Source organism: Kocuria sp. CPCC 205263 (assembly GCF_040981075.1).
Taxonomy (GTDB): domain Bacteria; phylum Actinomycetota; class Actinomycetes; order Actinomycetales; family Micrococcaceae; genus Kocuria; species Kocuria rosea.
On sequence record NZ_JAVKPV010000005.1, the window covers coordinates 329,673 to 341,152 of the forward strand.

Below are 11,480 nucleotides of genomic sequence, written 5' to 3' on the forward strand. Positions count from 1 at the left end.
GATGACCCCGACCCACGGCGGCGGGGCGTTCCCCGACCCGGTCCCCGAGCTCGACCAGCCGCTGGCCCGGCTGCTGGGGCGGACCACGGCCGACCAGCTGGCCCGGCAGCTCTCGGTGTCCACGATCGGGCAGCTGCTCGACCACTTCCCCCGCCGGTACATGCCGCGGGGCGAGCTCACCCCGTTCTCGGAGCTGCGCATCGACCAGCAGGTCACCATCGTGGCCGAGGTCGTGCACGCCTCCACCCGCCAGATGCGCTCGCGGCGCGGGTCCATCACGGACGTGGTGATCACGGACCGCGTCTCCTCCGACCCGCAGCGGCTCTTCGCGGACGGCGACCCGGGCCCGGGCCGGACGATGCGGCTGAGCTTCTTCAACGCCTGGACCGCCGCCAGGGACCTGCCCCCCGGAACGCACGCCCTGTTCTCCGGGAAGGTCGGGCTGTACAACGGCGGCGTGACCATGACGAACCCGCACTACGCGATCCTCGACCCGGACGCCCCGGAGGCCGGGGAGACCGCCGAGGAGCGCGCCGGCCGGCCCATCCCGATCTACCCGGCCACGGCCAAGCTGACCACGGACAAGATCGCCCGCGCCGTGCACTCGCTGCTGCCCGTCGTGGACTTCGGGGCCGTCCCGGACCCGCTGCCGGACGGGATCCGGGAGCGGGAGGGGCTCATGGGGCTCGAGGAGGCGTACTGGCAGGTCCACCGCCCGAGGGACACCCGGGCGCACGGGGAGGCGCGCCGCCGGTTCCGCTACCAGGAGGCGTTCCTGCTCCAGTGCGCCCTGGCCCGCCGCCGCGCCGAGCTCGCCGCCCACCCCACCACCGCCCGCCCGGGCGTCCCCGCAGGGGTGCTCGCGCGGTTCGACGCCGGGCTGCCCTTCGAGCTCACCGCCGGGCAGCGGACTGTGGGGGAACAGCTCGCCGCGGAGCTCGCGGGCACCCGTCCCATGAACCGGCTGCTCCAGGGCGACGTCGGCTCGGGCAAGACGCTCGTGGCCCTGCGCGCGATGCTGCAGGTCGTGGACACCGGCGCGCAGGCGGCGCTGCTGGCCCCCACCGAGGTGCTCGCCGCCCAGCACCACGGCTCCGTGGTCCGCTCCCTGGGCCCGCTCGCGCAGGCCGGCCTGCTCGGCGGGGACCCGGACGGCACGCAGGTCGTGCTGCTCACTGGGTCCATGGGCGCCGCGGCGCGCAAGCGGGCCCTGCTGCAGATCGCGTCGGGGGAGGCCGGGATCGTCATCGGCACCCACGCCCTGCTCTCCGAGGTCGTCCAGTTCGCCGACCTCGGACTGGTCGTGGTGGACGAGCAGCACCGCTTCGGCGTCGAGCAGCGCGACCGGCTGCGGGACAAGGCCGGGCGGCCCCCGCACCTGCTGGTGATGACCGCCACCCCCATCCCGCGCACCGTGGCCATGACCGTCTTCGGCGACCTGGACGTCTCCGTCCTCGACGAGCTCCCGGCCGGCCGGCAGCCGATCGCCACCCACACCGTGGGGCTCGTGGAGCACCCGGGCTGGGAGCGGCGCCTGTGGCGACGCGCCCGGGAGGAGATCGACGCGGGCCGCCAGGTCTACGTGGTCGCGCCCAAGATCGGCGACGACGACGAGCCCCCGCCCCACGCCTCCCTCGCGGAGTCCGCCCTCGCGGCGGCCTCCGAGGACGAGGAGTCCGAGGCGACGATGGCGTCCGTCACCTGGCTCGCCGAGCTCGTGGCCGCCGAGCCCGTCCTGGCCGGCGTGCGCGCCGAGGTGCTGCACGGCCGGCTCGACACGGACAGGAAGTCCCGGCTCATGGAGGAGTTCGCGGCGGGGGACGTGCAGCTGCTCGTGTGCACCACCGTGGTCGAGGTCGGCGTGGACGTGCCAAACGCCACGCTGATGATCATCGTCGACGCCGACCGGTTCGGCATCTCCCAGCTGCACCAGCTGCGCGGCCGGATCGGGCGCGGCGGGCACGCCGGGACGTGCCTGCTCGTCACCCGGCGCCCCGCCGAGCACCCGTCGCGGGAGCGGATCGAGGTGGTGGCCGGGTCCACGGACGGCTTCGAGCTGGCCCGGGCGGACCTCGAGCTGCGCCGCGAGGGCGACATCCTCGGCGCCGCGCAGTCCGGCGGCCGCTCCACCCTGCGCCTGCTGCGGGCCCTCGACGACGCCGAGCTCATCGAGCGCGCCCGCCGGGACGCCGTGACGATCCTGGGCGAGGACCCCCAGCTGCTGGAGCACCCCGAGCTGGCCGAGGCCATCGAGCGCTACCTCGACCCGGACGCCGAGGCGTTCCTGGACCGGGGCTGAGCCCCCGTGCCGCCGAGCCGCGTGCCGCCGGGCACCCGAGAGGAGCACCCATGAGCAGGATCATCGCCGGGGCCGCCGGGGGGCTGCGCCTGCAGCCCGTGCCGGGCCGGGACACCCGGCCCACCACCGACCGGGTCAAGGAGTCCCTCTTCGCGCGGCTCGAGGCGTGGGGCATGCTCCGGGACGCCAGGGTCCTCGACCTCTTCGCGGGCTCCGGGGCCCTCGGCTGCGAGGCAGCGAGCCGCGGCGCGGCCGCCGTGACCCTCGTGGAGCGGCACGCAGGCGCGGCGCGGGTCTGCCGCGCCAACGCCGCGACGGTCCACCGGGCCCTCGGGCGCGACGACATCGTCACGGTCCGGCACGGGGCGGTGGGCGGCTACCTCGCGGATCCCGCCGAGGGGCCGTGGGACCTCGTGCTGGCCGACCCGCCCTACCCGCTTCCGGAGGCGGAGCTCGCCGCGGTCCTCGCCCCGCTGGTGGGCCGGCTACGGGAGGGCGGGGTGCTCGTGGTCGAGCGCTCCACCCGGTCCCCGGAGCCCGGCTGGCCGGCCGGGCTGCGCCGCTTCGAGCAGAAGCGGCACGGGGAGACCACCGTGTGGTTCGCCGAGACGGACGTCACATCGCCCGCGTCCCTCGGCGCGCCGGACTGACACCTGCGCCGCTGGGCGCACCCCCTTTGACAAGATTCGACAGGCAGCATCGAGCACGGGCCCCGGCCCGGGAGAGACGGAGGACGTCCATGAGGATCACGGTTCTGGGAACGGGCTACCTGGGGGCCACGCACGCCGCGTCGATGGCGGAGATGGGCTTCGAGGTGCTGGGGCTGGACGTGGACCCCGAGAAGGTCGACGCCCTGTCCCGCGGCGAGCTGCCCTTCCACGAGCCGGGCCTGGGCGAGCTGCTGCGCAAGCACGTGGGCACCGGCCGGCTGCGCTTCACCACGAGCTACGAGGAGGCCGGCGCCTTCGGCGACGTCCACTTCGTCGGGGTCGGCACCCCGCAGCGGGCCGGGAGCTTCGCGGCGGACATGCGCTACGTCGACGCCGCGGTCGGCTCCATCGCCGCGGCCGCCACGAAGGACTGCGTGATCGCCGGCAAGTCCACGGTCCCCGTGGGCTCCGCCCGCCGCCTGGCGGACCTGGCGAAGGCCTCGGCGCGGCAGGGCGTGGACGTGTCCCTGGTGTGGAACCCCGAGTTCCTGCGCGAAGGCTACGCCGTGGAGGACACCCTGGCCCCGGACCGGATGGTGCTGGGCTCCGAGGACCCGGCCGCCGAGGCCGTGATGCGCCGGGTCTACGCCCGGCAGCTGGAGGCCGGCGTCCCGCTGATCGTCACCGACTTCGAGACCGCCGAGCTCGTCAAGGTCGCGGCCAACGCCTTCCTGGCCACCAAGATCTCCTTCATCAACGCCCTGTCCGAGCTCACCGAGGCGGTCGGCGGGGACATCCGCACCCTGGCCGACGCGATCGGCCTCGACGAGCGGATCGGGCGCAAGTTCCTCAACGCCGGCGTGGGCTTCGGCGGCGGCTGCCTGCCGAAGGACATCCGCGCCCTGCGCGCCAGGGCCGCGGAGCTCGGGGTGGAGCAGTCGGTGCGCTTCCTCGCGGAGGTCGACGACATCAACGTCCGCCGCCGCGGCCACACGGTGGAGACGGTCACCCAGATGCTGGGCGGGACCGTGGTGGGCCGGCAGGTCGCCGTGCTCGGGGCGGCCTTCAAGCCGGACTCCGACGACGTGCGCGACTCCCCGGCCCTGGACATCGCCGCCCGGCTGCACTCGATCGGCGCCGAGGTGGCCGTCTACGACCCCAAGGCCAACGCCAACGCCGCCAAGCGCTATCCGCGCCTGGACTACGTGGACTCCCTCGAGGCCGCCGTCACCGGGGCCGAGGTCGTGGTGCTGCTGACCGAGTGGGCCGAGTTCAAGGCGATGACCCCGGAGCAGCTCGACCCGCTGGTGGCCGTCCCGCAGATCCTCGACGGCCGCAACGTGCTCGACCCCGACCGCTGGACCGCGGCCGGCTTCACCTACCGGGCCCTGGGCCGCCGGGCGAGCGCCGTCTGAGCCGCGGCGCGCGGGGCGGCGCCCCGCGTGCCGGTTTCCCGCCGCCGGGGAGCCGGCACGCCGGCGGGCGGCGAGCTCCCCGCCGTGCGGACGGGCTCAGCCGGCCAGCTGCCGCCCGGCCCGCTCCAGGACGTCCAGGCGCTTGCCGAACGAGAAGCGCATCCAGGACGCGTAGATCTCCCGGTGCTCCGCGGAGGCTAGGGCCGGCACGGGCACGCCCACCACGCCGGCCCGCTCGGCCAGCACCGGGGCCAGGTGCGCGGCGTCCTCGACCCCGTGCCGCTCGCACAGTCCGCGAACGTCCGCCACGACGAAGAACGTGCCCTGCGGCTCGAACGGCTCGGCGCCCGCCGCGGCCAGGCCCCGCACGAGCACGTCGCGCCGTCGCCGGAAGTCCTCCGTGAGCCGGTCGTAGAACCCGTCCGGCAGGCCCAGGGCGGTGGCCGCCCCGATCTGCAGCGGCGTGGCGGCGCTGTGCGTGAGATAGGCCTTCGTGGCGCGCACCGGGCCCACGAGGTGCGCCGGCCCGCTGACCCAGCCCACCCGCCAGCCCGTGACCGAGAAGGACTTGCCCACGGAGGAGACGGTGAGGGTCCGTTCGAAGGCCTCCGGCAGTGCGGCGAGCGGCCGGTGCCCGCCGGCGTAGCGCAGGTGCTCGTAGACCTCGTCGGTCACCACCACGCAGTCGTGCTCGGCGGCGAGTCCGGCCACGCGGGCCAGGACGGCGTCGTCGAACACCGTCCCGGTCGGGTTGTGCGGGTCGTTGAGGATCACCATGCGGGTGCGGGGTCCGAAGGCCGCGGCGAGGCGGTCGAGATCGGGGGAGAAGCGCGGCGGCTCGAGGGGGACCGTGACCAGCCGCGCGCCGGCGAACTCCACCACGGCGCCGTAGAGGTCGTAGTGCGGCTCGAACACGACCACCTCGTCCCCGGGGCGCAGGAACGCGAGCAGGCTCGCGGCCAGCCCCTCGGACGCGCCCACGGTCACGACCACCCCGGAGGCCGGGTCCAGGTCGATCCCGTAGAACCGGTGCTGGTGCGCGGCGACGGCCTCCTGCAGCAGCGGCAGACCCGCCACCGGCGAGTACTGGTTGCCGCCGCCGTGCAGCGCGGCCGCCGCGGCGTCGAGCATCTCCCGCGGCCCGTCGACGTCCGGGAAACCCTGGCCCAGGTTGACGGCGCCCGTGCGCGCGGCCAGCCGCGACATCTCCTCGAAGACGGTCCCGGTGAGCTCCCCGGTACCGGTCAGCAGACCGCCCCCGCGGGCCATCCGCTCCCACGGGGGGCCGGACGTGTGCGTGGACGGGACGGCGGCGTCGGTGGCATCCATGGCCGCCAGTCTAGGGTCCCGCGGCGGCTCCGGGCGGCGGCCCGGCGCCGAGCCGCACGAGGGTCCCGGCCAACCCCTCGACGAACACCGGGAGGTCCGGCACCACGTCGGCGTCGGCCACCACGTCGATGCCCAGGGTCCCCGCGTAGGAGACGACGCCCACGGCGAGAGCCAGGTTGCCCTGCACGGCGCCGAGCTGGAACAGCTCGAGCACCGGCGCCCCCGCGAAGAGCAGGGGTGCCGCGGGGCCGCGCACGTTGCTGAGCAGCACGTTGACGAGCCGCTGCCGGTCCATGACCCGGACCATCCAGCGCTGGGCCAGGCGGCCGCCCGGCCGGTACGGCGGGCGGGCCCGCTGCCGGGAGGTGGTGGCCGCGATCCGCCGCAGCCCGGCCACAGGGTCGGGCTCGTCGACGGGCACGGCCACGACGCGCACGCCGGCCCGGTTGCCGCCGGCGGGGTCCCCCGCAGCGCGCACGGAGGCGGCCACCGACACCGTGAGCTCCGGCACGCCGGCCAGCTCGCCGCGCGCGGCCAGCAGCCGCCGGGCGCCGCCCGCCACGGCGGTGAGCACCACGTCGTTGACCGTCCCGCCGTGCCGGTGGGCCCGCTCCCGGACCGCCGCCAGGTCGGCGCGCACCAGCACGGCCCGGTGGTGCGGGCCGCGGCGCGGGCCGGAGCGCGGGCCGTGGCAGGCTCGGGCGGCGGGCCGCCGCCCGTCCCCGGGCGACCCGGCGCGTCCGGGGCGCGCGGGGCGCCGCCGGGCGCGGGATCGAACAGGGGCGCGAGCAGGGTCAGCGCCGCGAGACCGTCGGCGAGCACGTGGTGCCACCGGATCAGCAGGCCGACCCGGTCGCCGGCGAGGCCGGGGAGCAGGCACAGCTCCCACAGGGGCCGGTCCCGGGGCAGCGGGACGGCGGCGATCCCGGCGCACACCCGGAGGAGGCTCTCCTCGTCCCCGGGCGGCGGCACCGGACGGCTGCGCACGTGCCGGGAGACGTCGAAGACCGGGTCGTCGAGCCACACGGGGCGTCCGCCCCCGGGGCGGGCGAGCAGCCGGCGGAGCCGCCGGACGTCCCGGGGGCGCCGCTCGACGTGCTCCCGGACCTCCGGCAGCCGGACGCGCCCGCCGGCATCGAGCAGGGGACCGGCCTCCAGGAGGGCCAGGGCCGCGACGTGCATGGGCACCCCGCGCCGCTCCACGCGCAGGTTGGCCTCGTCCAGGACGCTGATCCGCTCCCCGGTCCGCGCCCGGCGGCACTGCATGCCCATGTCGGTGCTCCGCTCTGGCCGGAGGACTCCCTCGTCCACCACGGTACGCCGCCCCGGCGCGAGGCGCCCCTAGGATGGCATCCATGCACCGAGCGATCTGCCCCGGCTCCTTCGACCCCCTGCACAACGGCCACGTGGAGGTCGTCGCGCGCGCCGCGGCGCTCTTCGACGAGGTCGTCGTCGCGGTCTCCACCAACCCGCACAAGCGCTACCGCTTCGACGCGGACCGGCGGCTGGCCCTGGTGGAGGAGAGCCTCGCGGACGTCGCCGGCGTCGTCGTGGAGCCCATGGGCGCAGGCCTGCTCGCGGAGTACGCGGCGCAGCGGGGGGCGGTGGCCCTGGTCAAGGGGCTGCGCTCGGGCGAGGACTTCGAGTACGAGGTGCCGATGGCCACGATGAACCGCCACCTCACGGGGGTGGAGACGGTCTTCCTGCCCGGCGACCCCCGGTTCCTGCACCTGTCCTCGACCCTCGTGAAGGAGGTCCAGGGCCTCGGCGGCGACGTCTCCGGGTTCGTGCCGGCGCCCGTGCTGCGGGCCCTGCAGGGCTGAGCGGGCGCGCCCCGTCCCGGCGCGCCCGGACCCGGTCCGTTTGAGAACGCGCGGGGCGGCACGCTAACATGGTCTGTCGGTCAGAATTTCACCAGGAGTCAGTCATCAGTCGCGAGAACAGTTCGCCCCTCACCATCGGTGTCCGGGACCTCGAGCACCGCCCGGGGACGATGCGACGCCTGGAAGAAGTTGTGCCCGCGCCGGAGAACTTCGGCAACGCACTCATCGGCGCCCCGGAGGGCTCGGACATCGACCTGGACCTCCGGCTGGAATCCGTCCACGACGGGATCCTGGTGTCCGGCACGGCCGCCGTGGCCATCCACGGCGAGTGCAGCCGGTGCCTCGACCCGATCGACTACGATCTGGACGTCGACGTGCAGGAGCTCTACGTCTTCGACCCCGCCGCCGACGGTGGGGAGGACTCCGAGGACGACCAGATGTATGAAGTTCAGGACGAGACCATCGACCTCGAGCCCATGCTTCGGGACGCAGTGATCACGCAGCTGCCGTTCCAACCGGTGTGCCGGGAGGACTGCCAGGGGTTGTGCGCCCAGTGCGGCGCGCGTCTGGAGGACGACCCGGGACACCACCACGAGGTGCTCGATCCTCGCTGGAGCGCCCTGTCGGGGCTGCTCGAGCAGGACACCTCGACCCAGACGACCGAACCGAGAGAAGAGAGATAGCCGTGGCTGTTCCGAAGCGGAAAATGTCCCGTGCCAACACCCGTGCACGCCGTTCGCAGTGGAAGGCGACCGCGCCCAAGCTGGTCAAGACCGTCGAGAACGGCAAGGTCACCTACAGCCTGCCGCACCAGGCGAAGGTCGTGACCGACTCCGCCGGCACCGCGCTGTTCCTGGAGTACAAGGGCCGCAAGGTGGCCGACGCCTGACCACGGTGACCTCCACCGCGACACCTCAGGACCTGCTGGAGCGTCTCGGCGTCGACATCGACGCCGGGACGCTTCGTCTTGCCCTGACCCACCGCTCCTACGCGTACGAGCACGAGGGACAGGGCCACAACGAGCGGCTCGAGTTCCTCGGGGACTCCGTGCTGGGTCTCGCGGTCACCGACGAGATCTTTCACCGCTACCCCGACGACTCCGAGGGCAACCTCGCGAAGATCCGCTCGGCCGTGGTCAGCACCCGCACGCTCGCCGACCTCGCCCGGTCCCTGGACGTGGGCCCCCACATCCGCCTGGGCAAGGGCGAGGTGCGCACCAACGGGCACGAGAAGGCCTCGATCCTCGCCGACACCATGGAGGCACTGATCGGCGCCGTGTACGTGAGCACCGGCCTCGACGCGGCCCGGGCCTTCGTGCTGCGGCTCGTGGTGCCCCTGCTCGAGGACGGCTTCGTGATGAGCGAGGGCCGGGACTGGAAGACCGAGATCCAGGAGCTCGCGGCGGCCCGCGCCCTGGGCCCCGTGCGCTACGCCGTGGAGGGCACGGGCCCCGACCACGACCGCCGCTACGAGGCGCACGTGCTCGTCGGCGGTCAGGACCACGGCACGGGCACCGGTACCACCAAGAAGGAGGCCGAGCGCTCCGCCGCGGCGCAGGCCTACGCGACCCTGGTGGCCCGCCGCGGTGGCTGAGCGCGCGCCCCGGAGCGCCCGTGCCTGAGCTGCCCGAGGTCGAGGTGGTCCGCCGCGGGGTGGAGCGCTGGGTGGTCGGCCGCCGGATCGAGTCCGTGCAGGTCCTGGACCCCCGCTCGGTGCGCCGCCACGAGCCCGGCCCCGTCTCCTTCGGCCACGAGCTCGACGGCGCGGTCGTGGCCGACGCGGTGCGCCGCGGCAAGTTCCTGTGGCTGCCGCTGACCGGGGCGGACGGCGCCCCGCCGCAGGAGGCGCTGCTGGTGCACCTGGGAATGAGCGGGCAGCTGCTGGTCAAGGACGCCGGGTTGCCCGACGAGAAGCACCTGAAGGTGCGGCTGGGCCTGTCCGAGCGCCCCGGCACCCCGGCGGAGCTGCGCTTCGTGGACCAGCGGATCTTCGGCGGCATGCTCCTCGACCGGCTCGTCCTCACCGACGACGGCGCCCCTGGCGGCCGTTCGGCCACGGGCGCCCCGCTGGTGCCCGCCCGAGCCGCCCACATCGCCCGGGACCCGCTGGACGCCGCCTTCGACGCGGAGCGCCTCCACGACCGGCTGCGCCGGCGCCGGACGGGGCTCAAGCGCGCCCTGCTGGACCAGGCGCTGGTCTCCGGGATCGGCAACATCTACGCGGACGAGGCCCTGTGGCAGGCGCGCCTGCACTGGGCGCGCCCCACCGACACGCTCCGGCGGCCCGAGACGCTGCGCCTCGTCGCGGCCGTCCGCGAGGTCATGGACCGCGCTCTGGCGGCCGGCGGGACGAGCTTCGACTCCCTCTACGTCAACGTCAACGGCGAGTCCGGCTACTTCGCCCGCTCCCTCTCCGCCTACGGCCGGGCCTCCCTGCCCTGCCCGCGCTGCGCGGAGGAGGGGCGGAGCACCCTGATCGTGCGGGAGCAGTTCATGAACCGCTCCTCCTACCGCTGCCCGGTCTGCCAGCGCACGCCCCGCAACGCCCGGTTCTGAGACCGGGCCCCCGGGCGGGCGTACGGGTCACGGTCCGTGCCACGCTGGGCGCGGGGGCGCCGGCCCCCGGCGGCCCGGGATCGATCAGCTTCCTTTCCAACTTCCTGCGCGTGTAGGCTCGTCGGGGACGTGCGGCCCGACATGATCCCGTCGGGGAGACCCCGCACCGTCCTCCACCTTCCGTGGCGGCCGCCCCTGCGGTCGCGTCCCCCGGTCACCGCCGGCACCAGGAGCCGCACCCGGTTCCGGGGGCCGCCGTGCGCCCGGTCGGGCACCCCGGGGATCCCCTCCCGCGGCACCCGCACTGCTGCCCGCATTCTTCAGCACCCGCACTTCTGCACCCACACCCTCCGAGGAGCACCTCTTGCGCACCGTCAACGCCTACGCCGCCCCGTCCGCCGGCGCACCGCTGGTCCCGACCACTCTCGAGCGCCGGGACCTCGGCGCCCACGACGTCCTCATCGAGATCAAGTACGCCGGAATCTGCCACTCCGACCTGCACACCGTCCAGGGGGACTGGGGCCCCCAGCAGTACCCGCTGACCCCCGGGCACGAGATCGCCGGGATCGTCACCGAGGTCGGCGCCGACGTCACCCGCCACGCGGTCGGCGACCGGGTCGGGGTCGGGTGCATGGTGAACTCCTGCGGCGAGTGCGCCAACTGCCGGGCCGGCGACGAGCAGTACTGCCTCGACGGCGCCGTGATGACCTACGGCGCCGAGGACCGCGACGGCACCGTCACCCAAGGCGGGTACTCCACCCACGTGGTGGTCACCGAGGACTTCGTGCTGCGCATCCCGGAGGGCATCGAGCTCGACGTCGCCGCGCCCCTGCTGTGCGCCGGCATCACCACCTTCTCCCCGCTGAACCACTGGAAGGCCGGCCCCGGCAAGAAGGTCGCCGTCGTGGGTCTGGGCGGGCTGGGGCACCTGGGCGTGAAGATCGCCCACGCCATGGGCGCGGAGGTGACGGTGCTCTCCCAGTCGCTGCGCAAGAAGGAGGCCGGGCTGGCCCTGGGCGCCGACGCCTACTACGCCACGAGCGACCCGCAGACGTTCGAGGAGTTGGCCGGGACCTTCGACCTGGTCCTCAACACGGTCAGCGCGAAGATCGACCTCGACGCGCACCTGTCGCTGCTCAACGTCAACGGGGCCATGGTCAACGTCGGCGCCCCGGCGGAGCCGCTGGACGTCAACGTGTTCTCGCTGCTGGCCAACCGCCGCACCTTCGCCGGGTCCATGATCGGCGGCATCGGCGAGACCCAGGAGATGCTCGACTTCTGCGCCGAGCACGGGGTGGGCGCCGAGATCGAGGTCATCTCGGTCAAGCAGATCAATGAGGCCTACGAGCGGGTGCAGAACTCGGACGTGCGCTACCGGTTCGTGATCGACACCGCCACGCTGGTCTGAT

At 74.6% G+C, this 11,480-nt stretch carries 11 protein-coding genes and 1 pseudogene; 9 read left to right on the forward strand and 3 right to left on the reverse strand.

All coding sequences use genetic code 11. The features are described from left to right. Position 1 precedes the first annotated feature (1 nt). From RF647_RS10400 to RF647_RS10410, 3 genes are all read left to right on the forward strand, one after another. On the forward strand, positions 2 to 2,299 hold the full coding sequence (locus tag RF647_RS10400) for an ATP-dependent DNA helicase RecG (protein WP_368811630.1): 2,298 nt from the start codon (positions 2 to 4) through the stop codon (positions 2,297 to 2,299). A gap of 50 nt (positions 2,300 to 2,349) precedes the next feature. Continuing rightward, positions 2,350 to 2,949 carry a 16S rRNA (guanine(966)-N(2))-methyltransferase RsmD gene (gene rsmD, locus RF647_RS10405; RefSeq protein ID WP_368811631.1) on the forward strand — a complete coding sequence of 200 codons (600 nt, stop codon included), beginning with the start codon at positions 2,350 to 2,352 and terminating at the stop codon, positions 2,947 to 2,949. Positions 2,950 to 3,038: 89 nt separating this feature from the next. Then, positions 3,039 to 4,364 carry a UDP-glucose/GDP-mannose dehydrogenase family protein gene (locus RF647_RS10410; protein ID WP_368811632.1) on the forward strand — a complete coding sequence of 442 codons (1,326 nt, stop codon included), beginning with the start codon at positions 3,039 to 3,041 and terminating at the stop codon, positions 4,362 to 4,364. 96 nt (positions 4,365 to 4,460) lie between these two features. Here RF647_RS10410 and RF647_RS10415 read toward each other — a convergent pair whose 3' ends face one another. The 3 genes and pseudogenes from RF647_RS10415 to RF647_RS10425 all read right to left on the reverse strand — a co-directional run. Beyond that, positions 4,461 to 5,693 carry an aminotransferase class I/II-fold pyridoxal phosphate-dependent enzyme gene (locus RF647_RS10415; protein WP_368811663.1) on the reverse strand — a complete coding sequence of 411 codons (1,233 nt, stop codon included), beginning with the start codon at positions 5,691 to 5,693 and terminating at the stop codon, positions 4,461 to 4,463. 10 nt (positions 5,694 to 5,703) lie between these two features. After that, a complete protein-coding gene (locus RF647_RS10420; RefSeq protein ID WP_368811664.1) occupies positions 5,704 to 6,339 on the reverse strand; it encodes a WS/DGAT domain-containing protein in 636 nt (211 codons plus the stop codon). A 107-nt stretch (positions 6,340 to 6,446) separates the two neighbouring features. Beyond that, positions 6,447 to 6,965: pseudogene (locus tag RF647_RS10425) on the reverse strand (wax ester/triacylglycerol synthase domain-containing protein); the annotation flags it as partial. A gap of 83 nt (positions 6,966 to 7,048) precedes the next feature. Between RF647_RS10425 and coaD the strand changes: the two are divergent. The 6 genes from coaD (at position 7,049) to RF647_RS10455 (ending at position 11,479) form a co-directional block, all read left to right on the forward strand. Further along, positions 7,049 to 7,516, forward strand: a complete 468-nt coding sequence (coaD, locus tag RF647_RS10430; protein ID WP_368811633.1) for a pantetheine-phosphate adenylyltransferase — start codon at positions 7,049 to 7,051, stop codon at positions 7,514 to 7,516. A gap of 170 nt (positions 7,517 to 7,686) precedes the next feature. Further along, positions 7,687 to 8,199, forward strand: coding sequence for a DUF177 domain-containing protein (locus RF647_RS10435; RefSeq protein ID WP_165440247.1), 513 nt, complete (start codon positions 7,687 to 7,689; stop codon positions 8,197 to 8,199). Positions 8,200 to 8,201: 2 nt separating this feature from the next. Next, complete coding sequence (gene rpmF / locus RF647_RS10440; protein ID WP_031282896.1) at positions 8,202 to 8,405, forward strand: 50S ribosomal protein L32; 204 nt, start codon at positions 8,202 to 8,204, stop codon at positions 8,403 to 8,405. A 5-nt stretch (positions 8,406 to 8,410) separates the two neighbouring features. Then, positions 8,411 to 9,109: a ribonuclease III gene (gene rnc / locus RF647_RS10445; protein WP_017833173.1), complete on the forward strand. Its 699-nt coding sequence runs from the start codon at positions 8,411 to 8,413 to the stop codon at positions 9,107 to 9,109. Positions 9,110 to 9,129: 20 nt separating this feature from the next. After that, positions 9,130 to 10,071, forward strand: coding sequence for a bifunctional DNA-formamidopyrimidine glycosylase/DNA-(apurinic or apyrimidinic site) lyase (mutM, locus tag RF647_RS10450; RefSeq protein ID WP_368811634.1), 942 nt, complete (start codon positions 9,130 to 9,132; stop codon positions 10,069 to 10,071). Positions 10,072 to 10,435: 364 nt separating this feature from the next. After that, the gene (locus RF647_RS10455) at positions 10,436 to 11,479 is read left to right on the forward strand and encodes an NAD(P)-dependent alcohol dehydrogenase (RefSeq protein WP_368811635.1); all 1,044 of its coding nucleotides are present in this window, start codon (positions 10,436 to 10,438) and stop codon (positions 11,477 to 11,479) included. Position 11,480: the final 1 nt, after the last annotated feature.